25 protein-coding genes are annotated in these 21,535 nt (G+C 71.3%); 9 read left to right on the top strand and 16 right to left on the bottom strand.

Annotated elements, in window-relative coordinates; translation table 11 throughout:
• Window positions 1-140: 140 nt before the first annotated feature.
• The gene (locus tag BIV24_RS01460; RefSeq protein ID WP_071364255.1) at window positions 141-434 is read right to left on the bottom strand and encodes a DUF397 domain-containing protein; all 294 of its coding nucleotides are present in this window, start codon (window positions 432-434) and stop codon (window positions 141-143) included.
• Entirely contained in the window at window positions 416-1,258 is an 843-nt protein-coding gene (locus BIV24_RS01455; RefSeq protein WP_071364254.1) for a helix-turn-helix domain-containing protein, read from the bottom strand. The genes BIV24_RS01460 and BIV24_RS01455 overlap by 19 nt, the downstream gene beginning before the upstream one ends.
• A gap of 181 nt (window positions 1,259-1,439) precedes the next feature.
• Between BIV24_RS01455 and BIV24_RS01450 the strand changes: the two genes are divergently transcribed.
• Window positions 1,440-1,853, top strand: a complete 414-nt coding sequence (locus tag BIV24_RS01450; protein WP_071364253.1) for a hypothetical protein — start codon at window positions 1,440-1,442, stop codon at window positions 1,851-1,853.
• 86 nt (window positions 1,854-1,939) lie between these two features.
• Window positions 1,940-2,302 (top strand): DsrE family protein, encoded by a 363-nt coding sequence (locus BIV24_RS01445; protein WP_071364252.1) that lies wholly within the window; start codon window positions 1,940-1,942, stop codon window positions 2,300-2,302.
• Between the two features lie 39 nt (window positions 2,303-2,341).
• Here the strand turns inward: BIV24_RS01445 and BIV24_RS34750 are convergent, their stop codons facing one another.
• From BIV24_RS34750 to BIV24_RS01405, 8 genes are all read right to left on the bottom strand, one after another.
• The gene (locus BIV24_RS34750) at window positions 2,342-2,593 is read right to left on the bottom strand and encodes a hypothetical protein (RefSeq protein ID WP_071364251.1); all 252 of its coding nucleotides are present in this window, start codon (window positions 2,591-2,593) and stop codon (window positions 2,342-2,344) included.
• Between the two features lie 48 nt (window positions 2,594-2,641).
• Window positions 2,642-2,899, bottom strand: coding sequence for a DUF3099 domain-containing protein (locus tag BIV24_RS01435; RefSeq protein WP_071364250.1), 258 nt, complete (start codon window positions 2,897-2,899; stop codon window positions 2,642-2,644).
• Between the two features lie 122 nt (window positions 2,900-3,021).
• Entirely contained in the window at window positions 3,022-3,309 is a 288-nt protein-coding gene (locus tag BIV24_RS01430; protein ID WP_071364249.1) for a DUF1416 domain-containing protein, read from the bottom strand.
• Between the two features lie 35 nt (window positions 3,310-3,344).
• Window positions 3,345-4,190: a sulfurtransferase gene (locus BIV24_RS01425; RefSeq protein WP_071364248.1), complete on the bottom strand. Its 846-nt coding sequence runs from the start codon at window positions 4,188-4,190 to the stop codon at window positions 3,345-3,347.
• A gap of 455 nt (window positions 4,191-4,645) precedes the next feature.
• Complete coding sequence (locus BIV24_RS01420; protein WP_071364247.1) at window positions 4,646-5,383, bottom strand: LmeA family phospholipid-binding protein; 738 nt, start codon at window positions 5,381-5,383, stop codon at window positions 4,646-4,648.
• 214 nt (window positions 5,384-5,597) lie between these two features.
• The gene (locus tag BIV24_RS01415; protein WP_071364246.1) at window positions 5,598-6,716 is read right to left on the bottom strand and encodes a hypothetical protein; all 1,119 of its coding nucleotides are present in this window, start codon (window positions 6,714-6,716) and stop codon (window positions 5,598-5,600) included.
• Window positions 6,717-6,724: 8 nt separating this feature from the next.
• Entirely contained in the window at window positions 6,725-6,979 is a 255-nt protein-coding gene (locus tag BIV24_RS01410; RefSeq protein WP_071364320.1) for a MoaD/ThiS family protein, read from the bottom strand.
• A 32-nt stretch (window positions 6,980-7,011) separates the two neighbouring features.
• A complete protein-coding gene (locus BIV24_RS01405) occupies window positions 7,012-7,887 on the bottom strand; it encodes an alpha/beta hydrolase (RefSeq protein ID WP_079167939.1) in 876 nt (291 codons plus the stop codon).
• A gap of 274 nt (window positions 7,888-8,161) precedes the next feature.
• Here BIV24_RS01405 and BIV24_RS01400 point away from each other — a divergent pair, with 274 nt between their 5' ends.
• The 6 genes from BIV24_RS01400 to BIV24_RS01375 all read left to right on the top strand — a co-directional run bounded on the left by BIV24_RS01400 (window position 8,162) and on the right by BIV24_RS01375 (window position 13,797).
• Entirely contained in the window at window positions 8,162-8,941 is a 780-nt protein-coding gene (locus tag BIV24_RS01400) for a response regulator transcription factor (RefSeq protein ID WP_071364245.1), read from the top strand.
• Between the two features lie 51 nt (window positions 8,942-8,992).
• The gene (locus BIV24_RS01395) at window positions 8,993-10,015 is read left to right on the top strand and encodes a LacI family DNA-binding transcriptional regulator (protein ID WP_079167938.1); all 1,023 of its coding nucleotides are present in this window, start codon (window positions 8,993-8,995) and stop codon (window positions 10,013-10,015) included.
• Window positions 10,016-10,137: 122 nt separating this feature from the next.
• The gene (locus BIV24_RS01390; RefSeq protein ID WP_071364243.1) at window positions 10,138-11,172 is read left to right on the top strand and encodes a S1C family serine protease; all 1,035 of its coding nucleotides are present in this window, start codon (window positions 10,138-10,140) and stop codon (window positions 11,170-11,172) included.
• A 37-nt stretch (window positions 11,173-11,209) separates the two neighbouring features.
• Window positions 11,210-11,455 carry a hypothetical protein gene (locus BIV24_RS01385; RefSeq protein WP_071364242.1) on the top strand — a complete coding sequence of 82 codons (246 nt, stop codon included), beginning with the start codon at window positions 11,210-11,212 and terminating at the stop codon, window positions 11,453-11,455.
• 126 nt (window positions 11,456-11,581) lie between these two features.
• Window positions 11,582-12,313: a response regulator transcription factor gene (locus BIV24_RS01380; protein ID WP_071364241.1), complete on the top strand. Its 732-nt coding sequence runs from the start codon at window positions 11,582-11,584 to the stop codon at window positions 12,311-12,313.
• Complete coding sequence (locus tag BIV24_RS01375) at window positions 12,310-13,797, top strand: sensor histidine kinase (RefSeq protein ID WP_071364240.1); 1,488 nt, start codon at window positions 12,310-12,312, stop codon at window positions 13,795-13,797. Before BIV24_RS01380 ends, BIV24_RS01375 begins: the two co-directional genes overlap by 4 nt.
• Window positions 13,798-13,851: 54 nt before the next feature.
• Here the strand turns inward: BIV24_RS01375 and BIV24_RS01370 are convergent, their stop codons facing one another.
• Window positions 13,852-15,642, bottom strand: coding sequence for a bifunctional metallophosphatase/5'-nucleotidase (locus tag BIV24_RS01370; RefSeq protein WP_071364239.1), 1,791 nt, complete (start codon window positions 15,640-15,642; stop codon window positions 13,852-13,854).
• A 228-nt stretch (window positions 15,643-15,870) separates the two neighbouring features.
• On the opposite strand from BIV24_RS01370, the gene mshD reads away from it, so the two are divergent.
• Window positions 15,871-16,809 carry a mycothiol synthase gene (mshD, locus tag BIV24_RS01365; protein WP_071364238.1) on the top strand — a complete coding sequence of 313 codons (939 nt, stop codon included), beginning with the start codon at window positions 15,871-15,873 and terminating at the stop codon, window positions 16,807-16,809.
• Window positions 16,810-16,839: 30 nt separating this feature from the next.
• On the opposite strand, the gene BIV24_RS01360 is transcribed toward mshD, so the two are convergent.
• Genes BIV24_RS01360 through BIV24_RS01340 form a run of 5 tightly spaced genes read right to left on the bottom strand, consistent with a single transcriptional unit; the run spans window position 16,840 to window position 21,317 of the window.
• Window positions 16,840-17,505, bottom strand: coding sequence for a hypothetical protein (locus tag BIV24_RS01360; RefSeq protein ID WP_071364237.1), 666 nt, complete (start codon window positions 17,503-17,505; stop codon window positions 16,840-16,842).
• A complete protein-coding gene (locus tag BIV24_RS01355) occupies window positions 17,493-19,046 on the bottom strand; it encodes an ABC transporter permease (RefSeq protein ID WP_071364236.1) in 1,554 nt (517 codons plus the stop codon). The genes BIV24_RS01360 and BIV24_RS01355 overlap by 13 nt, the downstream gene beginning before the upstream one ends.
• Window positions 19,043-19,912: an ATP-binding cassette domain-containing protein gene (locus BIV24_RS01350; protein WP_071364235.1), complete on the bottom strand. Its 870-nt coding sequence runs from the start codon at window positions 19,910-19,912 to the stop codon at window positions 19,043-19,045. The genes BIV24_RS01355 and BIV24_RS01350 overlap by 4 nt, the downstream gene beginning before the upstream one ends.
• Window positions 19,909-20,781 carry a zf-HC2 domain-containing protein gene (locus BIV24_RS01345; RefSeq protein WP_107459141.1) on the bottom strand — a complete coding sequence of 291 codons (873 nt, stop codon included), beginning with the start codon at window positions 20,779-20,781 and terminating at the stop codon, window positions 19,909-19,911. Before BIV24_RS01345 ends, BIV24_RS01350 begins: the two co-directional genes overlap by 4 nt.
• Entirely contained in the window at window positions 20,778-21,317 is a 540-nt protein-coding gene (locus BIV24_RS01340; RefSeq protein ID WP_071364234.1) for an RNA polymerase sigma factor, read from the bottom strand. The genes BIV24_RS01345 and BIV24_RS01340 overlap by 4 nt, the downstream gene beginning before the upstream one ends.
• Window positions 21,318-21,535: the final 218 nt, after the last annotated feature.

Here is a 21,535-nt window from a genome sequence, read left to right as displayed (position 1 = left end):
TTCTTCACGGTCAGACCGGCGAAGGCGAGCACGCCGACGCAGACGAGGACCAGCAGGGTTTCGAAGAAGATCTCCACGGGTGCTCCTTGAGCGGGGGTGGGCATACGACAGGGCCGAAGCCCAGCTTACGCGGCGGGAGCTCAGGCCTCTGCGCGAGGTGCGCCACTCTTGACGTCGTCGATGAAGCGGGCCCACGTGGCGGCCTCGAAGACGAGCGCTCCGCGGGCGGGGTCCTTGCTGTCCCGGACGGGGACGGCGGAGGGGAGGTTGTGGGCGACCTCTACGCACTGGCCACCGTCCGAGTTGCTGTAGGAGCTCTTGTGCCAGTCGGCGGCGCTCAGGAAGTCGTCGGAGACCTCTACGCAGTTGCCGCCGTCCGAGTTGCTGTAGGAGCTCTTGCGCCACATCGCGTTGCTCAGGTCGATGGCTCGCACGGCACTTCCTCCAACATTCGCAGGATGAACTTCCGCGACTCGACCGAGGACAGGGCCATGTCGCGCACCGCATCATATGTGCGATGGAAACGCTCAACTCTGCTTGATTCCTCGATCAGTTCGCCACGCACGTCGTTCTCCGCATACGCCACGGTACGGCCGTCCAGCAGCCGCAGGAACATCAGGTCGGTACTCGCCAAGCCGTGCGGACCGGCGCTGAACGGCAGCACGTGGAGCGTGACGTTCGGCCGCTCCGACACCTCTGCGAGATACTCCAGCTGCTCCCGCCACTCCCCGGCATCGCGCAACGGAATCCGCAGCACCGCCTCGGAGAGGATGGCCCGGAACGGCGGCGCATCGTCACCCTCCAGCAGCTTTCGCCGACCGGTGCGCGCGTCGACCTGCTGGTCCAGCTCCTGCCCCTTGATACCGCCCGCCGCGAGCGCTTCCCGGGCGTATCCAGCCGTCTGAAGAAGCCCTGGCGGCCTGCTCACCCCGTAGTGCCACAGACTCACAGCTTCGGCCTCGAGCATCATGTACCGCCGGTACTGCTCCTTGAACTGCGACGGATCCCCCACCGCCAGTTCCCACAGCGTCAACAGCAACCCCGGCGTCCCGTAGTGCTGATCCAGCGCCTGGACCACCTCGGGGCTCCCCAGCGTCTGGCCGCTCTCCATCTTCCCGAACAGCGACCAGTCCCAGCCCAGCACCTCACCCAGCTTCCGCAGGCTCTCCCCGCGCGCTGTGCGCAGTAACCGGAGTTCCTCCGCGAACCGCCGCCGGGGCTCCTGACTGCGGCCCGTAATCACCCGTCTCGGCGGCATGGTGCTCCTTCGTGGAATGAGGCCGTGGAACCTGTGGAAATAGCGCCGAGAGGCGGAGAACGAGACGTCGCCCCACGGCGTCGGGGCCCTGCTCAGGGGCCATGCTCGTAATGTCGTGAATACGCAGGGTAGTTCAGCGATTGCGCTGGGCGCAGGCGTTGGCGGAAAGGAACGGAACCGGATGACGGCGGAGACGACAGCGGAGTCGGAGCCCTTGAAGCGCGGAGCGCTCGTCTACGACCCCGCGGCGGGCAGGGTCGGGGAGTACCAGGACGGGTCGGGCCCGTACGCGCTGCTGCGCCCGGTCGGCGGCGGCCGGGAGTGGCAGGCCGATCCGGCCGCGCTCCGCCCGGCCACGCAGCGGGAGCGACTGAGTGCCGGAGTGAGGGCGGCGAACGAGCGCGCCCGGGCGGTCGGCGCCAACACGCCGGACCCCGACGATCTGAGCCGCCCGCCCCTGCCGGTCCCCGGCTGTACGACGTGCACGGAGCTGGCCGGGCGGCGCGAGGCCGCATGCGCGGAGCACGACCGCAGCGCGGAGACGGACGCGAACGTCCTGCTGTGCCGGCACCTTCGGGAGGAGCACCGCGCGTGAACCGGCGCACGTCACACGGGTAGGAGCGCCATGAGGGGCACGAGCCCCTCGCGCGCGGGGCCCACGCCCCGGTCTAGGCTTCGGGCATGGCGAAGAAGCTCGTGATCAAGGTGACGGCCGGGGCGGACGCTCCGGAGCGCTGCTCGCAGGCGTTCACCGTGGCGGCCGTGGCCGTGGCCAGCGGCGTCGATGTCTCCCTGTGGCTGACCGGCGAGTCGTCCTGGTTCGCGCTGCCGGGCCGGGCCGCCGGGTTCGAACTGCCGCACGCGGCTCCACTGCCCGACCTGATCGACTCGATCCTGGCGGCGGGGCGGATCACCCTGTGCACGCAGTGCGCGGCCCGTCGCGAGATCACGGAGAAGGACGTCATCGAGGGCGTACGGATCGCGGGCTCCCAGGTCTTCGTCCAGGAGTCGCTGGCCGACGACACCCAGGCTCTCGTCTACTGACCGGGACCATCGCCGGGATGATGATCGTCCAGCCCGTGGTCACCAAGTACCCCGGAGCGTACGGATGCCGAAGCCGGCACGCATCGCTTTCGCGGCCTCGACGGCCCTGACGAAGGATCCGTGCGGCAGGTCGTCGTGCTCTACTTCCACGACACCGGGCAGGTCAAGGACATCCAGGTACGCCTCGACGGCCACGCCGGGACTCGCGGACCGGCGCGTGACGATGCGCGTACCCGACCCCCGGGAGGCGACCAGCCCACCGGACCGGGCCCCGAAGGAGCCGGGTGGCACCGGTTCCGTCTCGGTGGACTGAGCGGACCGAGCGGCATCCGCAGAGGGCTACCGCCGTTTCTTGCCGTCCAGCTCGTCCCACCACTCGTCGGACTGCGGGTCCCCGGACGGGTCGTCCCACCAGCGGTCGTCGGGGCCGCGCCGGTTCGCGACCATGGCGGCCAGCGGCGGGATGACCATCGCGACCAGGCACATCCCCACGGCCGCGGGCACCGACCAGATCCGCACGACGCCCCAGGCCAGGACGAACAGCCCGATGCAGGTGCCCATCATGGCGAAGTAGACGTGGCGCCGCCGTGCGTACATACATCAAGGCTATGCCGGGGCGCACCGAAGGGCCGCACCCCACCGGTATGGCGTCCAACCCCCGGGGGTGCGGCCCTTCGGCCGTGCACGTACGGTCCGTCGGACCGTCGTGGAGTGTGCCGTCACACGGCGATCGCGACCTCCGCGAGACCGCCCTTCCGGGCGACGACCGTACGGTCCGCGGTGGCGCCCGGCACCAGGGCGCGCACGGTCCAGGTGCCCTCGGCCGCGTAGAAGCGGAACTGTCCGGTCGCAGAGGTCGGGACCTCGGCGGTGAACTCTTCCGTCGAGTCCAGCAGGCGCACATACCCGGCGACGGGCTCGCCGTTGCGGGTCACCTGGCCCTGGATCGTGGTCTCACCGGGCTTGATCGTCGAGGCGTCGGGGCCGCCGGCCTTCGCTCCACACATGGTTCTTCCTTCCGGGTAGGTCCGGGGATCCGGGATTACTTGGCGGCGCCGAGCTCGATCGGAACACCGACGAGCGAGCCGTACTCGGTCCAGGAGCCGTCGTAGTTCCTGACGTTCGGGACGCCGAGCAGCTCGTGCAGGACGAACCAGGTCAGCGCTGAGCGCTCACCGATGCGGCAGTAGGCGATGGTGTCCTTGGCCAGGTCGATGTCCTCCTCGGTGTAGAGCTTCCTGAGCTCCTCGTCCGACTTGAACGTGCCGTCGTCGTTGGCGTTCTTGGACCACGGGATGTTGCGGGCGGTCGGGACGTGGCCCGGACGCTGCGACTGCTCCTGCGGCAGGTGCGCGGGGGCGAGCAGCTTGCCGGAGAACTCGTCGGGCGAGCGGACGTCGACCAGGTTCTGCGAGCCGATCGCGGCGATCACCTCGTCGCGGAAGGCGCGCAGGGAGGTGTCCTGCGGCTTGGCCTGGTAGTCGGTGGCCGGGCGCTCGGGCACTTCGGTGCCGTCGACCAGCTCGCGGGCGTCCAGCTCCCACTTCTTGCGGCCGCCGTCGAGGAGCTTGACGTTCTCGTGGCCGTACAGCTTGAAGTACCAGAAGGCGTAGGACGCGAACCAGTTGTTGTTGCCGCCGTAGAGGATCACCAGCGTGTCGTTGGCGATGCCCTTGCCCGACAGCAGCTTCTCGAAGCCGGCCTGGTCGATGAAGTCACGGCGGACCGGGTCCTGGAGGTCCTTCGTCCAGTCGATCCGGATGGCGTTCCTGATGTGGTTCTTGTCGTACGCGGACGTGTCCTCGTCGACCTCGACGATCGCGATGTCCGAGTCGTCCAGGTGGTCCTGCAGCCAGTCTGCGTCGACCAGGACGTCGCTGCGGCTCATGCTCTTTCTCCTCCGGGGCGGTTGCGGCGGGGATGTACGAGTGAAAAGCGGTGCGGGTACGCAATTCAGCGGTGGCGTACGCGGCGCACAAGTGGCCTTGTGTCGAGGATCAGGGCGTCACGATCAGGACGCCGGGATCGGGGCCGGGGCTACGGGAGTCCGCTCTCCCACTCAGGAAATGCGACAGAGCATGGCGGCGACGCGGCACAGGTCCACTGCCCGTCGCTTGGTGAGATCCGCCTGTCGCTGCATGCCGTCGATCGTAGGGACGGAGAGCCCGGTGTGCCACCGGTGTGTCGTTCTGTGAGACGCGATCGTCCGGAATGTGGGACCAATGGGAGCGCCGCGCCGTCGCCGCACGGCTTCCGGGCACTTTCGCCCCTCATCGGATCTGCAGTACGGACTGGTGCGTCTCGCTCTTCGGACACCCTGCCGTCGCCGCCCGTCAGTGGTTGTTACCCCACGAGGCTGATGTGCGAACCCTTGACCGTGATCTCCACCCCGTCCTCGGCCGCCTCGACCCTGTCGAGCCGTATACCGCCGGGAAGCCGGTCGATCTTCTGCTGGAAGTCCGTGATCGCCCGGAACCGGCTCTCGCCGAGCTGGACGCCGCCGAACTTGGGCAGGGCGTCCGCGTGTACCTTCACCGCGTCACCCTGGACCGCGACCGAGCTGAGCACATAGACCGGCTTCGGCAGCTTGGCGCCGAACACCGTCGCCTCGATCGCGACCTTGATCTTGCCGTTGCCGCCGTCCGAGAGACCGAGGACACGGGCGGTGAGGCCGGGCGCGACCTGGGTGGGCTCCGGCTTGGCCGTCTTGAGCAGCTCGTCGTACGCGATGAGCGCGGTGCCGGTGGCGTCGGCGGCGGTGGCGGAGCTGTAGTCCCCGGAGAACTTCACGCCCTTCATATGGGCGTTCAGGTCGTCGATGCGGATCCTCTCGTTGCCGTTGCCGGAGACCGCCTCGTAGTCCTTGATGCCGACCTCGATGTCGTCCAGCTCACCGTCGATGAGCTGGGTGAGGAAGGGGAAGCCGTGGATGGACACGTCGGGGGTGGTGGCCAGGTTCTCGTGGGCCTTCAGCCTGTCGGCCGCCTCGTTCTCCGCGAAGTGGACGGCGACCCGGTCCACGATCAGGAAGAGGCCGCCCAGAACCACGATGAAGATCAGCAGTATTCGCAGTGCGCGCATGCTCGGATTTCCCCACCTCAGCGGTCATCGACGGCGACGGTCGCGGATGACCGGATGGTCGTCGAGCGACTGTAACCCTCGGGGGATGGGGGTCCGGGAATCTGTCGACCACCTGTGACAGACAGCCGACAGCCGGCCGGGGTGCGGCTCCGGGGCCGGTCGTACGCCGGTCTGCGGGCATACGACCGGCGTGCGCCGGAGCGGGCACCGCCCGTCAGCCGAGCGCCCGTCCCAGCACGTAGACCACGGGCGCCGCCGCCGTCAGGGGCAGGGCGACACCCGCCGTGAAGTGGACGAAGCGGGACGGGTAGTCGTAGGAGGCGACCCGGTGGCCGATCAGGGCGCAGATGCCTGCACCCAGGCCGAGGAAGGCCCCGGACGTGCCCAGGCTCGTCGCCCCTCCCAGCGCGATGCCCGCGCCGGCCGCCGCCAGCAGCCCCACGGTCACCGAGGCCGCGGTCGGCAGCGGCAGCGCCCGCGCCAGGATCGCCGCCGCGACCGCGACGGCACCCACCGTGACGGCGTCCTGCGGGGCCGCCAGGTACCCGGCCGCGACGATCGACAACGCGGACGAGGCGACGGTCGCCATCAGGCCGTACATCCGGGTGTCCGGGTCGGCGTGCGACCGCAGCTGCAGGACGAGGGACAGCAGCACCCACACGCCGAGGGTGCCGAGGATCACGGCGGGCCCCTGCTCCCGGCCGACCGCGAGCAGCGCGACATCCGCGGCGAACGCGCCCAGGAACGCCAGCGCGATGCCCTGCCGGGCGGGCCACATGCCGTTCAGCCGGAACCATCCGGCGGCCGTCACCGCCTGCAGAATCACCAGCGGTACCGCAAGGGCGTACGAACCGAGGGCCGCGGCCCCGGCGAGCAGCGCCCCGAGGGCCGCGGTGAGCGCAGCGGGCTGCCGCCCGGGCTCGATGATCGGTGAACGGCCTTCGAGCCGGGCGCGCTGGTTGGCGGGCAGGCGGGACACGTCGACGGCGGGAGCCTCGGGCGCCGCCGTCCGCGTACCGCCGCCTCCCTGGCCGGCCGCCCAGCCGTCGGCTCTCCCGACTGAGCCGGACGGGTGAGCGCGGCCGTCGGCGCCGGGCGCCGCGTAACCGTGGGAGTCGTACACGGGGGCCTCCGGCGGCAACGCGCCCCCGTAGTTCTGCCCCTCCCACTGCTGCTGGTGGGGCTGCGGCTGCCCATACGGCTGCTGCTGGGGATACGCGGACGCGGCGTTCGGGTCGTACCACCCCTGCTGCTGCGCCTGCTGCGGATGGGGCTGCGGCTGCCCGTAGGGGTCGTACCCCGCGTCGTACCCCTCGTACGGCTGGTTGCTCATCGCTTCGCTCATCCTCCTGCGAACGGCGGGAGCACCTCGACCGTGCCGCCCTCGGCCAGCCGTACCGTCTCATGCACGCGGGTCCCCACGGGGTCACCGTCGACGAGGAAAGAGCATCGCCGCAGGACGCGGACGAGTTCGCCGGGGTGTCGCTCGCGGGCCGCGTCGAGCGCCTCCGCGAGCGTGATCGCGTCGTACGGCTCCTCGGCGGTTCCGGCAGCCGCCTTGGCGGCGGCCCAGTAACGCACCGTGCCCTTTGCCATCTGCTTCCTCAACTCGGTCGTCATGAACACCGTCAGGCTAGTGCCCCCGCGCGCGAGACCGCCCACGCCCCGATCCGCGCCAGCAGGGCGTCGTCGCTGGCGTGCTCGGCGTGGCCCATGCCGGGCTCCAACCACAGTTCGGCGTGGTCCCCGGCGGCGTCCGCCAGCATCCGGGGGTGGTCGAGGGGGAAGTAGGCGTCCTGGTCGCCGTGCACGATCAGCAGGGGCGTCGGCGCGATCAGCGGGACGGACTCCGTGGGTGAGGCGGGTACCGGGTCCCAGGTCCGGTGGTCGATCCGGGTGCGCATCCCGTAGCGGCCCACCAGGCGGCCCTCGGGGCGCAGGACGAGCCAGTGGAGCCGCCGCATGGGGGCCGTGCCCCGGTAGAACCAGCGGGCGGGCGAGCTGACGGCCACCACCGCGTCGGGGTGCATGCCCTCGTCGCGCCGTGCCGCATGCCGCAGCACCACGGAACCGCCCATGGAGAAACCGACGGTGACCACCCGGGAGTGCCCCAGCTCGCGCGCCCACGCCACCGCGGCGGCCAGGTCGTCCACCTCGCGGTCACCGACCGTCGACCGTCCCCCCGACGCCCCATGGCCCCGGAAGGAGAACGTGACCACAGCCCCGTACCGCGCGAGGACGCCCGCCACCCGGCGGACATGGGGGCGCTCCAGATCGCCGGTGAAGCCGTGCGCGACCACGATCGCGAGATCCGCCGGATGACCGGAAGGCGCGCCTCCGGTGCCGTGTGCGACCGATTCCGGATGAGGCCCCGGGTCGTATGCCGCGTCGATCGTCACACCGTCGACCGTGCGCAGAAACGTCCGCAGTTGCCCCCGACATGCCGGCTCGGGATCCGGGCAGGTGGCAGATTGTCCCGTTTGGTCTGACCGGCTGGTGCTCATGTGGGCTATTCTGCTGGGCAGAGGACTCGGGCAGCGTAGCCCCCGGGTCCTTTTGTGCTTTCGGAAGCGTTGTATGCGAAGCGGGACACCGCGGGTGTACGGGGCCTCGAACGCATGGCGGGTCCCAGGGGCGCGGGATTCGCACCGGACGAAGCAGTGCCGCAAACGCAGGGACCGAGGAGGAACCAGACGTTATGGGCGAGCGACCCGTGCACGAGCGCAGGACGACCGAGGCATGGGGGTCCCCCCTGTTCGAGCCCGGGGAAGGGGTGCGATGAGTTCTCTGCTGCTGCTGACCAACGCCCTTCAGCCGTCGACCGAGGTACTGCCCGCTCTCGGCCTGCTTCTGCACGACGTGCGCGTGGCCCCGGCGGAAGGCGCCGCCCTCGTCGACACCCCGGGCGCCAACGTCATCCTGATCGACGGACGGCGGGACCTTCCGCAGGTGCGCAGCCTGTGCCGGCTGCTGCGCTCCACCGGGCCCGGCTGCCCCCTCCTCCTCGTCGTCACCGAAGGCGGTCTCGCGGCCGTCACCGCCGACTGGGGCATCGACGACGTCCTGCTGGACACCGCGGGACCCGCCGAGGTCGAGGCCCGGCTGCGACTGGCCCTGGGCCGGCTGCAGATCGCGGGCGACGACTCCCCGACGGAGATCCGCAACGGCGACCTGTCCGTGGACGAGGCGACCTACAGCGCCAAGCTCAAGGGCCGCGTCCTCGACCTCACCTTCAAGGAGTTCGAGCTCCTGAAGTACCTCGCGCAGCACCCGGGCCGCGTCTTCACCCGCGCCCAGCTGCTGCAGGAGGTCTGGGGCTACGACTACTTCGGCGGCACGCGCACGGTCGACGTCCACGTACGGCGGCTGCGGGCCAAGCTCGGGCCCGAGCACGAGTCGCTGATCGGAACCGTCCGCAACGTCGGGTACCGCTTCGTGACCCCGGAGAAGGTGGAGCGCGCAGCGGAGGAGGCGAAGGCCAGGGCGGCCCGGGCGAAGCCGAAGGATGCGGGCGGACCGGCGCGTGTGCCCGCGCCCGAGGTCGCGGCTGAGGCATAGGAACAGGCGTACGCCCTGCCCAGCGGCGTTCCATCCGCGTAGACTCCGCGCGTGGCCAAGGTGACTCGGGATGATGTGGCGCGGCTGGCGGGGACCTCTACCGCCGTCGTCAGCTATGTCATCAACAACGGACCCCGGCCGGTCGCCCCGGCCACGCGCGAGCGTGTCCTCGCCGCGATCAAGGAACTGGGGTACCGGCCCGACCGGGTCGCCCAGGCCATGGCGTCGCGGCGCACGGACCTCATAGGCATGATCGTGCCGGACGCGCGCCAGCCCTTCTTCGGGGAGATGGCGCACGCGGTCGAGCAGGCCGCCGCCGAGCGCGGAAAGATGGTGCTGGTCGGCAACTCCGACTATGTGGCCGAGCGCGAGGTCCACTATCTGCGGGCCTTCCTCGGTATGCGCGTCTCCGGGCTGATCCTGGTCAGCCACGCGCTCAGCGACCACGCCGCCGCGGAGATCGAGGCCTGGGACGCCCGGGTGGTGCTGCTGCACGAACGGCCCGAGGCGATCGACGACGTCGCCGTGGTCACGGACGACATCGGCGGCGCCCAGCTCGCCGCACGCCACCTCCTGGAGCACGGCTACCCGTACGTCGCCTGCATGGGCGGCACGGAGCAGACCCCGGCGGTCGGCGACCCGGTCTCCGACCACGTCGAGGGCTGGCGGCGCGCGATGCAGGAGGCCGGGATCCCCACGGAGGGCCGTCTCTTCAAGGCGCCCTACAACCGCTACGACGCCTACCGGGTGGCCCTGGAACTGCTGTCCGGCCCGAACCGCCCGCCCGCCGTCTTCTGCTCCACCGACGACCAGGCGATCGGCGTGCTGCGCGCCGCCCGCGAGCTGCGCATCGATGTGCCGGGCAAGCTGGCTGTGGCCGGCTTCGACGACGTCAAGGAGGCGGCGCTCACGGACCCGCCGCTGACCACGATCGCCACCGACCGCTCGGCCATGGCCCGCGCCGCCGTCGACCTGGTCCTGGACGACAGCCTGCGCGTCGCGGGCTCCCGCCGTGAGCGGCTGAGGCTGTTCCCGTCGCGCCTGGTCGTACGCCAGTCCTGCGGCTGCGAGTGACACCGGGCCCGCCCTGCGGGTTCCGAGCCCGGAGGCGTTCTTATTTCGGGCATACACGGTTCTGTCGTGCTTTTCAGGGACGACTCAGATAGCTCTCATGATCACGGGACAATCTCTCTTGCATGACCGAGAGCTTCCGCCGCAGCGGCGCGTACGACTCCCCCCAGGGTGACGGACACCAGTCCGCGGACCCCCGGCAGCAGCACTTCTCCTCCCCCGAGAGCCCCCAGTGGCCGCCCCCGCCGGCGTACGCGCCGGAGCCGCCGGCGGCCCCGGCCGGCGCCGAGCCCGCGCCGAGGAAGCGCGCCAAGGGCCCGCTCGCCCTCCTGTCCGCCGTGGCGATCGTCGCCGCGGCCATCGGAGGCGGCACGGCGTACGGCATCCAGGAGCTGACCGGCAAGAGCACGGCCTCCTCCAGCTCCACCAGCACCAATGTGGTGCCGGCGGGCAAGAAGGGCACGGTCGCCGGCGTGGCCGCCGCGGTCAGCCCGAGCATCGTGGAGGTCCGCGCCACCTCGAACTCCGGACGGTCGACCGGTTCCGGCGTGATCATCACCGGTGACGGCGAGATCCTCACCAACAACCACGTCATCTCCGGAGCCTCCTCGGTCAAGGTGACGACGAGCGAGGGCACGGCGTACACCGCGCGGGTCCTCGGCACCGACAGCAAGAAGGACCTGGCGCTGATCAAGCTGGAGAACGCCTCCGGCCTGAAGGCCGCCACCCTGGGCAACTCCGATGGCATCCGGGTCGGCGACCAGGTCGTCGCGATCGGCTCCCCCGAGGGCCTGAGCGGCACGGTCACCAGCGGCATCGTCTCGGCCCTCGACCGCGACGTCACCGTCCCGGCCGACGAGAACCAGGGCCAGGACGGCCAGTGGCCCTTCGAGTTCGGCGGCCGCCACTTCAACGGCGACCCGGGCTCGTCCACGACGACGTACAAGGCGATCCAGACGGACGCGTCCCTGAACCCGGGCAACTCCGGCGGCGCCCTCATCGACATGAACGGCAACGTCATCGGCATCAACTCGGCGATGTACTCGGCCGACTCGGGCTCGACCTCGTCGAGCGCCGGCAGCGTCGGTCTCGGCTTCGCCATCCCGATCAACACCGCGAAGTCCGACCTTGCGAAGCTTCGCGCCGGCTTCCAGAACTGAACCGACGCCCGGCCGGGCGAGCGAAAAGGAGTACGACATGATCAGGCAGATAGTGCACGAGGTCACCGGCCCCGTCGGCCCCGCCGGTATTACCCTGGCCCTGGCCGTGGCACACGAACTCCACGTACCGGCGCCCCGCAAGCCTCAGGCATGCGAACTGCGCACCGTGGTGGCGCGGACGCCGGAGGTGGCGGTCCCGCAGCTGATGGGCCTGCGCACCGGCCCCCGTCGGACCCACCGCCGCAAGGTGCCGCTGAACCGGCTCACCGCGGTGCTCGGCTGAACCGTCCTGTACGGCTCGGGGGCGGCCGCCGGCGACGGCACCTGACCGCTCTCTCCGCCTCTGCCCCGAAACGTGCGAGTCTGAATACATGCAGCCCCGTCCGATCGCACCTTGAGGAACTCCACAATGAGCCCCGCCGAAGGCGACCGAGAATCACAGCGCATCCTGATCGTCGACGACGAGCCGGCGGTGCGCGAAGCACTCCAGCGCAGCCTCGCCTTCGAGGGTTACGACACCGCGGTCGCCGTGGACGGCGCGGACGCGCTGGAGAAGGCGACCGGCTACCGGCCCGACCTGGTCGTCCTGGACATCCAGATGCCCCGCATGGACGGCCTCACCGCCGCCCGCCGGATGCGCGGCGCGGGCACCACCACTCCCATCCTCATGCTCACCGCCCGCGACACGGTCGGGGACCGGGTCACCGGCCTGGACGCGGGAGCCGACGACTACCTGGTCAAGCCGTTCGAGCTGGACGAGCTGTTCGCCCGCATCCGGGCCCTGCTGCGCCGCAGCTCGTACGCGGTCACAGCGACCGGCGCCGAGGAGGACGAGGCGCTGACGTTCGCCGACCTCCGGATGGACCTGGCGACACGCGAGGTCACACGAGGCGGGCGGGCCGTGGAACTGACCCGTACCGAGTTCACGCTCCTGGAGATGTTCATGGCACATCCGCGCCAGGTGCTGACCCGCGAGCAGATCCTCCAGGCGGTCTGGGGCTTCGACTTCGAGCCGTCGTCGAACTCGCTCGACGTGTACGTGATGTACCTGCGGCGCAAGACGGAGGCGGGCGGCGAGCCGCGCCTCGTGCACACCGTCCGTGGTGTCGGCTATGTGCTGCGCCAAGGCGGCGCGGAGTGATCAGACGGTTCCGCTCCCTCCCGCTCCGCTCCCGGCTGGCCCTGCTGGTGGCCGCGGCCGTGGCCTTCGGAGTGGCCGCCGTGTCGGTGAGCTGCTGGTTCGTCGTGCAGGGGAAGCTGTACGAGCAGGTGGACGGCAACCTGAAGAACACGAGCCAGCCGGTCAGGGCGGGCGGACTGGCGACCGTCCTGGGCAACTGCACGACCACACCCTCCCCGCAGGACGACCGCGGACCCCAGCCCCGCACCTACTACACGCAGGTGATCACTTCGGGTGGCGACGCCTGCGTCTACCCGAACTCGGCGGGCCTCGTCCACGTCACGAACAGCGACATCGAGATCGCCAGGAACCCGACCCGGGGCGTGCTCCACAACAGCATCGACAGCAAGGGCAACCCGGTGCGGGTACTGACGACCCCCCTGGTCTCCGAGGGACCGGCGGGCCCGCAGCTGTACCAGGACTACGCCCTGCTCGTGGCGTACCCCCTCCAGGACACCAAGAAGACCCTGAGCGACCTGGCCCTCATCCTCCTGGTCGTGTCCGGCCTCGGAGTCATGGGCGCCGGAGCCGTCGGTCTGGCCGTGGCCCGCGCCGGCCTGCGTCCCGTCGACAAGCTCACAGAGGCCGTCGAGCACATCGCCCGCACCGAGGACCTGACCACCCGGATCCCCGTGGACGAGCACAGCGAGGACGAGATCGCCCGTCTCTCCCGCTCCTTCAACTCCATGACGTCGTCCCTGGCCAGCTCCCGCGATCTGCAGCAGCAGCTGATCGCGGACGCGGGCCACGAACTGCGTACGCCCCTCACCTCACTGCGGACGAACATCGAACTCCTCACCCGCAGCGAGGAGACGGGACGCCCCCTGCCCGCGGAGGACCGCAAGGCGCTTCTCTCCTCGGTGAAGGCGCAGATGACGGAGCTGGCGTCCCTCATCGGGGACCTTCAGGAACTGTCGCGGCCGGCGAAGGGCCAGCACGCCGGCAAGCCGCAGGTGCTGGCGTGGCAGGAGATCGTCGAGTCCGCCCTGGACCGGGCCCGGCTGCGCGGCCCGGAGTTGACGATCACCACGGATCTCCAGCCGTGGTACGTACGGGCGGAACCGTCCGCACTGGAGCGGGCGGTCGTGAACATCCTGGACAACGCGGTGAAGTTCAGCCCCGACGGCGGCACGATCAAGGTCGTGCTGACGGAGGGCGTCCTGACGGTCCGCGACCACGGTCCCGGTATCGCGGCCGAGGAGCTCCCCTACGTCTTCGACCGGTTCTGGCGCTCGCCCTCGGCCCGCGCGCTCCCCGGCTCCGGCCTGGGCCTGTCGATCGTGGCCCGCACGGTCCAGCAGGCGGGCGGCAAGGTGACCCTCACCCCCGCGGAGGGCGGGGGAACGGTGGCCACGGTACGGCTGCCGGGGGCGCCGACTCCGCCGCCGGGGGCGGCACAGGCCGTACGTCCTGACCCCGGACCGCTTCTTCCGGACCACACGTGACGCACAGCGGCCCGCCCTCGTCCATGTCCCTGGACGGGGGCGGGCCGCCGGTCATCACTTCAGGACGGTGATCCGGTCCGCCGCCGGCACCGGGTACGGCGCCGCGGCCGACGAGTTGGCCGTCAGATACGTCGTGAACGCCTCCAGGTCGTCGCCGCCGACCAGCATGTTCTTCCCCTTGCCCAGCTCGGCGAAGCCGTCGCCGCCGCCCGCGAGGAAGGAGTTCATCGCGACGCGGTAGGTGGCGGCCGGGTCGATCGCGGCGCCGTTCAGCCTGACGGAGTCCGTGACCACGCGCGCGGCGCCCGACTTCGTCAGGTCCAGCGTGTAGGTCAGGCCCCCGGAGACCTGCAGGATCTTCGGCGAGGCCTCGTTCGCCCCACTGACCTGCTGCTGGAGCCCGGTGATCAGCTGGGCGCCGGTCAGGTCGACCAGGTTCACGGTGTTGGCGAACGGCTGGACCGTGAACGCCTGCCCGTACGTCACCGCACCGTCGCTCGCCTTGCGGGTGAGCGGCGCACGGATGCCGCCGGGGTTCATGAGGGCGAGGTCCGCCTCGGGGTCGAGGGACCTGGCGTGCGCCAACTGCGCGTCCGCGATCAGGTCACCCATCGGGGACTCGGTGCCGGCGGTGTCGATGTCGCCCGCGATGTAGCCGACGGGCCGGGAGGCGACAGGAGCGGCGAGCCGGTTCCACTTGGTGATCAGATCGGACATGTCGCGGGCCGGAGTGACGTTCCGGGTGACCACGTGGTTCGCGGACTTGACGGCCGTACGGACGATGTCGCCGCTCGCGCGGTCGTACGTCAGCGTCGTGTCCGTGTACAGACGGCCGAACGAGGACGCCGACGTCACCATGCGGGGGTGGCCCGCCGGGTCGTCGATCGTGCACGCGTACGCCTGGTGGGTGTGGCCGGTGACCAGCGCGTCCACGGCCGGAGTGACGTGCTTGGCGATGTCGACGACCGGACCGGAGATGCCGTCGCCCGGCCCCGGGCTGTCGCAGTCGTAGTTGTACGCGGACGACGCCGGCATACCGCCCTCGTGGATCAGCGCGACGATCGACTGGACGCCCTGCTTCTGGAGCTCCTTGGCGTACTTGTTGATCGTCTCCACCTCGTCGCCGAACTTCAGGCCCTTGACACCCTCGGCGGAGACGATGTTCGGAGTGCCCTCCAGGGTCACGCCGATGAAGCCGACCTTGACGCCGTTCTTCTTCCAGACCCAGTACGGCTTGAGGATCGGCTTGCCGGTCTTCTCGTCCGTCACGTTCGCGGCCAGGTAAGGGAAGTTCGCTCCCTTGAACTCCTGGCTCTTGTCGTAGCAGCCGTCCGTGGGGTGACAGCCGCCGTTCTGCAGCCGGGCCAGTTCCTTGGCACCCTCGTCGAACTCGTGGTTGCCGACGCTGGTGACGTCCAGGTTCAGCTTGTTGAGCGCCTCGATGGTCGGCTCGTCGTGGAACAGCCCGGAGAGCAGCGGTGAGGCGCCGACCATGTCACCGGCGGCGGCCGTGATGGAGTACGGGTTGTTCGCGCGGGCCTGCCGCAGGTGCGTGGCGAGGTACTCCACGCCGCCCACGTTTTCGATGGTCCTGGTGGTGCCGTCCTCCTGGTGCTCGGTGACCCGCCCCGAGGAGCCCGCGGGCGGCTCCAGGTTGCCGTGCAGGTCGTTGAACGACAGCAACTGCACGTCCTGGTAGCGGCCCGACTGACCGTTCCCCTGAGCGGGCTTGCCCTCCTGGGCGTCGGCAGGCAGCGCAGCCGCCAGGGCGCCCACGGTGGCAAGGCCCGCGGCGGCGGCGAGGATACGGTGAAGACGTCTGTGCCGGTGTGCCGTCGGTGGCATGTGCTCCCCTGAGTGAAGTGCGCGCGGTTACGCCGGGCATGCGCGGCCGGACCGTCTGCCCGCGTGTGTGGTGTCCGGACCGTCCATGCGTGCTTCGTGTAATGAGCACGCTGAGACGGTCGCTCGCGCAGCCTAGGGTCAACGCGCGTAGCGCAACAGGGGTCCGGGATTACAACCAGGTGTCCATTTGCGTCTCCTTTCGGCGGCCATCCCCGTACTCTCGTACTCATGACCAGCGACGACTGCGCCCACCCGGCATCGCCCCGCGCCATCGAGACCCTCACCGCGCTTTCTCCCGGACAAGCCGAGTCCGTGCTCGCGCTGCTCGCCGAGGCCGCCCGGGTCGACGGGCAGCAGGCGGTGTCCGAACAGGGACGCCTGCAGTTGCGCGGCGGTGAGCGGGAGGGCGTGTCCCATCTTCTGCTGACGGTCGGCGACACGCTCGTCGGATACGCCCAGTTGGAAGACACCGACCCGGTCGAGGCCCCCGCCGCCGAGCTGGCCGTGCACCCCTCGCATCGCGGGCACGGGCACGGCCGGGCGCTGGGCGCCGCGCTCCTCGCCGCCTCCGGCAAGCGGTTGCGGGTGTGGGCGCACGGCGGCCACTCCGCGGCCCGGCACCTCGCCCAGGTGCTCGGCCTCACCCTCTTCCGTGAACTGCGCCAGATGCGCCGCCCGTTGACCGACCTCGAGCTGCCCGAGCCCAAGCTGCCCGACGGCGTCACGGTGCGCACCTTCGTGCCCGGCCGGGACGACACGGCCTGGCTCACCGTCAACGCGAGCGCCTTCGCCCACCACCCCGAACAGGGCTCGCTCACCCAGCGCGACCTGGACGATCGCATGGCCGAGCCATGGTTCGACCCGCAGGGCTTCTTCCTCGCCGAGCGCGAGGGCGAGCACGGCCCGGAGCTCATCGGCTTCCACTGGACCAAGGTCCACGCGGAGGAGCAGCTCGGCGAGGTGTACGTCCTCGGCGTCCGCCCCGGCGCTCAGGGCGGCGGCCTCGGCCGCGCCCTCACCACGATCGGCCTGCGGCACCTCGCCGCCCAGGGCCTGCCCACCGTGATGCTGTACGTCGACGCGGACAACAAGGCCGCGCTCACGGTCTACGAGCGGCTGGGCTTCATGACCCACGAGACGGATCTGATGTACCGGTCGGAAACGTGAGGAACGGGTGACCGGGGCCGTGCGTCGCCGTCAGCGGTGGGCGCGGGCCGTCACCCGGTGCCTGCGTACCGGCTCCGGCAGAAGCGCCGCGCCCACCAGCAGGGTGAGCATCAGCAGGGCCGCCCATCGCTGATGGGCCGCCGCCCAGCCGGGGGCGCCCACCGCGACGAGCAGGGACCCTCGCTCAGGGAGCAGCGTCGCCAGCAGCGTTCCCATCAGCAGCGCCGCCGCCACCGCCGCCCCCGGCCGTGGTCTGTCGGTGAACCGTAGGGCGCTCGCGGCGCCGGTGAGCGCCAGGGCCGCCAGCGCCGCCGCCTCCAGGGTGAGGTCGCCGGCCGGGGGCCGTATCCGCGCCGGTACCAGCAGCAGGGCCGCCGTCCAGCTCAGTGCCGCGAACGGGGCGGCAAGCACCATCCGCACTCCGCTGCGCACCACCCGCCGGGTCGGCACCGCCGCGGTGGTGTGCCGCGCCGGATCGTCCAGCAGGAACGCCAGGCCCAGGGCGAGGGCGACCGCGGCGACCCTGAGGAGCACGGCGGCGAAGGCGGTGCCGTACCCGCCCGGCGTCAGCCGTGCGACCGCGCCGAGAGCCGGGCCCAGGCCGGCGGCGGCACCGAGCATCCCCCAGGGGAGGGAGCGCCACACCGGCGGGACGAGGGCCGCGATCCCCGCATATCTGTCGGCTACTGCCGGCACAGCTCCCCCTCTTCCTCGTCGTCCCCCTCGGCGGCCGGTACCCCGAGCAGTTCCGCCACCCGCGCCCGTGAGGTCTTCGGGGACGTCAGCTCCGTCCAGTGGGACTTCACCCGGGCCGTGACGCTGTAGCGCGGACGCTCGAGGAGTTCCCGGACGATCCGGGTCTGCCCGGCGCTCATCGAGAGCGAGTCCGTGACGCCCAGGACGGCGGCGGAGCCCTCGACGCTGTCGTCCAGGCGGACGTTGCGGAACGCCGTCTTCGGATCGTCCTGCGCGGCCAGCGCCAGCCACATGACGGTCACCACGCGGGCGTCGCACGGCCCGGGGGCCGACTCCTCGTCCCCTGCCACGAGAACCGATGCGACCCCGACGGCGAACTCGGGGACACGGTTGCCGCCCCAGAGCGTGCCGGCCGTGACCTCGCCCGGTGTGTGCAGGGGCATGATGGCGGAGTCGCTGCGCAGGTCGTAGACGACCGGTATCCGCTGCCGGATCGTCAGCCGTGCTCCTTGGGCCCGACCGCCGGCGAGGCTCTGGACACGGTCGACGACCCGCGCCCAGTCGTCCCGCCAGCCGGTCCACTCCGGAAAGGAGCAGTACGTCGACCGGCCGTGCGTCTCACACGACTGGAAGGGCGCCGGCCCGTGGCTCACCTTGTCACGGGCCGCGGTCAGGGCGGCCTCGTGGCTCGGGGACTGCCCGGCGATCCCCCCGACCGTGGCAGCCAGCGCTACCGCCGTCACCGCCTTCAGCAGGCGTGTACGCCGCCCGTTCAGCAGGACCGCGACACACAGCAGCAGTGCGGTCAGGCCCGCCAGATACAGGACGTGCCAGGCGGCCGGGCGGCCCAGGAGGCCGGAGGGGATCGGCTTGAGGCCGCCCTCCCAGACATATGGCTGCAGCCAGTCCAGCCAGTGCACCGTGTCCGGTCCGATGACGCCGGGGGCGACCATGAACGCGACGAACCCGATGACCACGACGACGGGGCCGCCGAGCACACTCGGGATCACCCGCGCGGTCAGTACCCCCAGGACTCCGCACAGCAGCAGCACCAGCGGCCCCACCGCCAGCTCGGCGACCGAACCATGGCCGACCGCACCCGGCTGCAGCGCCGCCCAGCCGAACTCGACGGCGACGACCAGCGCGGTGACCGCGGCGATGGGCACCACCGACAGCGCGTGCGCGAGCGTGCGCCGCCACGGCTCCATGACCAGGGTGTCGAAGTGCCGGTCCGTGTCGTGGCGCCGGGAGCGCAGCACGGCGACGTTCACGGAGACGAGGACGGCGATGTCAAGGAACATAGGGCCGGACTGGGTTGCGCAGTCGACGTGGTGCAGGACCGGGTAGTCGTCCATGCCGCCCCGGGAGAACAGCTTCCAGCCGGTCTGGCCGACGTACAGCAGCAGGAACACGAACACCGGGATCCGCAGGAGGAGTTCGCGGGCCTCGAAGCGGGCGAGTGCGAGGACCGCGGAGACCGGGTGGCGGCCGGCCTGCGCGGGTGCGGACACCACGGGGGCCTTGTCGATGACGGCGCTCATGCGGACGCGACCTCCACGGGCTCGCCGTCGAGGACGAGCAAGTAGCCGTCCTCCAAGGTGGGTTCGAGGAGTTCGGCGTCCTTGGGCGGGTCGCCGACATTACGGAAGGCGCCCAGGCCCGTGCGCCAGCCCGCACGGGCCTGCGGGTCGCGTTCCGCGCTGCTCCACACCCGGCCCGCCGCCCGTGCGGTCAACTCGGCCGGGGTGCCCTCGAAGCGGACACGGCCGTGGGCCATGACGATGACGCGACGGCAGAGCATCGCCACGTCCTCGGTCTGGTGGGTGGACAGCAGCACCGTCCTGCCCTGGCCCGCCTCGGCGATCACCTCCCGGAACCGCATGCGCTGTTCGGGGTCGAGGCCCACGGTCGGTTCGTCGAGCAGCAGCAGGTCCGGATCCCCGAGGAGCGCGGCGGCCAGGGCGACACGCTGGCGCATTCCGCCGGAGAGCCGCTTGATGCGCTTGCCGCGCACATCGGAGAGGTCGACGGCCTCGAGCACGCGCCGCACCTCGCGATGGCGGGCCGCCCGGTCGGTGAGCTCCTTGAGGATCGCCACGTAGTCGACGAACGCGAAGGCGGTGAAGTCCGCGTGGAAGCCCGGGGTCTGCGGCAGATAGCCGAGCCGGCGCCGCACCTCCCGGCGGCCGTTCACCGTGCCCGGGTCGTGCCCGAGGACGGTGAAGGCACCCCGGTCGGCGGGCACGGCGGTGGCCAGCACACGCAGCAGGGTCGTCTTGCCCGCACCGTTGGGTCCGAGCAGGCCCGTGACGCCCTCGTGCAGGCGGAAGGAGACGTCGTCGAGAGCGGCTGTGCCGCCGTAGCGCAGGGTCAGGCCGGAGGCCGAGACGGTGGGGTGGGTGGTCATGAGGCGCTCCTGTGCGCGAAGTCGGTGATGGAGGAGGGGGACGGCGAGCCGTCGAACCGGTCCCGCAGACGGTGCAGCGAGACCGCGGCGACCACGGCGATCGCCGCCGCCACGCCCTGGCCCGCCGCCGTGAACGGCACGAGCGTCCCGTGGGTGGTCGCCCTGGTCACCACCAGCAGGGCGACCCAGCCGCCGCTGACCAGGGCGGGGGCGAGGACCGGGCCCAGCCGGGCGGTCAGTGCGAGACCCGTCGTGGTCAGCGCGAGTGCGGGCAGCAGCCAGGCCAGCGCCCGCAGCCCGTATTCCGGGAGGGCCAGCGTCGCCAGGCCGTTCAGCCCCAGGCTGGTGACCAGCACCGCGACCGTGCGGATCATCAGCAGACGGAAGCCGTGCAGCGGGGCGACGAGCGCCATCTCGTAGGTCGGGTCGAGGACCGGACCGTACGACAGCGCGACGCCCGCCAGCGGCAGCAGCGAAGCCAGCGCTAGGAACAGCCAGGGCGAGTCGGCCGTGTACACGCTTGCCACCGTCATGGCCAGGACCAGCAGCACCGCGCTCAGCCAGGAGGCGCGCAGCACAGGTGTCGCGGCGAGCAGCCGCGCGGTGTGGTCGGCGACCCCGATGCGCGTCAGCAGGGCCTCGACGACGCCCGGCCGGGGAGCGTCCAGCTCGGCGTCGAGCCGCGCCCAGCCCGCGTCCAGGGCGAGCGGGTCGCCCGCCTCGGCCAGCGCGAGGCGGCAGGGCGCGCAGGCGATCAGATGTGCGTCGACGGACCACAGCCGGGGTGCCTCCAGCTCGCCGCGCGCATAGGCGCGAAGATCGTCGGCGTCCGCGTGCCATCCGATGCCGTCGTGCTTGTCGTCGCTCATGCCAGCTCCTCCCGCAACCGCTTGCGCGCGCGCAGCGCCCGTGTCTTGACCGTGCCCGGGGGAATACCGAGCAGGACGGCCGCCTCCTTGGTCGTCAGTCCGTCGACCACCGTCGCCTGCAGGACGGCCCGCAGCTCGGGCGAGAGCCTGGTCAGCGCCCCCGCCAGGTCGCCGTGCTCCACTCCCGCGAGGACACGCTCCTCCGCGGAGGCCTCGTGACGGTGCCGCAGCCGCGCCAGCGTCTTCCGCAGCCGGCCACGCGCGCCGTCGCCGCGCAGCGCGTCCACCAGCCGTCGGGCGCCGATGCGCCAGAGCCAGCCGGCCACGTCACCGTCCTCGCGGTAGCGCGCGGTGCCGCGCCAGACCGCGAGGAACGTCTCCTGCACGACGTCGTCCACGACCCCCGGGTCGGCGCACCGGCCACGCAGTCGTGCCGTGAGCCACGGCGCGTACCGCCGGTACAGCTCCTCGAAGGCGCGACGGTCCCCGTCCGCCGCGGCATGCAGCAGCTCCCCGTCACTTCTCGTTTCCCTCACGCCCCTTCATCGGACGAGCCCCCTCGATCGGTTCACGTTTCCCGAGAGGAGTTTCCGGTCGGTCCGGGAACGGTTCCCGACCGACCCGGTGCGGGCCGCCCGGCCGCCGGCACACACCGCGCGGCACACGCTGCCCAAGCCCCCTACGCCACCGCGCGCCCTACAGGGACGCCCGCGAGCCTCCACCCGCTATCCCGCATGTCATGTCGCCGTAACCC

The sequence above is a fragment of the Streptomyces colonosanans genome, assembly GCF_001866645.1.
GTDB lineage: Bacteria > Actinomycetota > Actinomycetes > Streptomycetales > Streptomycetaceae > Streptomyces > Streptomyces colonosanans.
The sequence above is the reverse complement of the archived record's forward strand: the minus strand, read 5'-3'. Positions and strand labels throughout refer to the sequence as shown.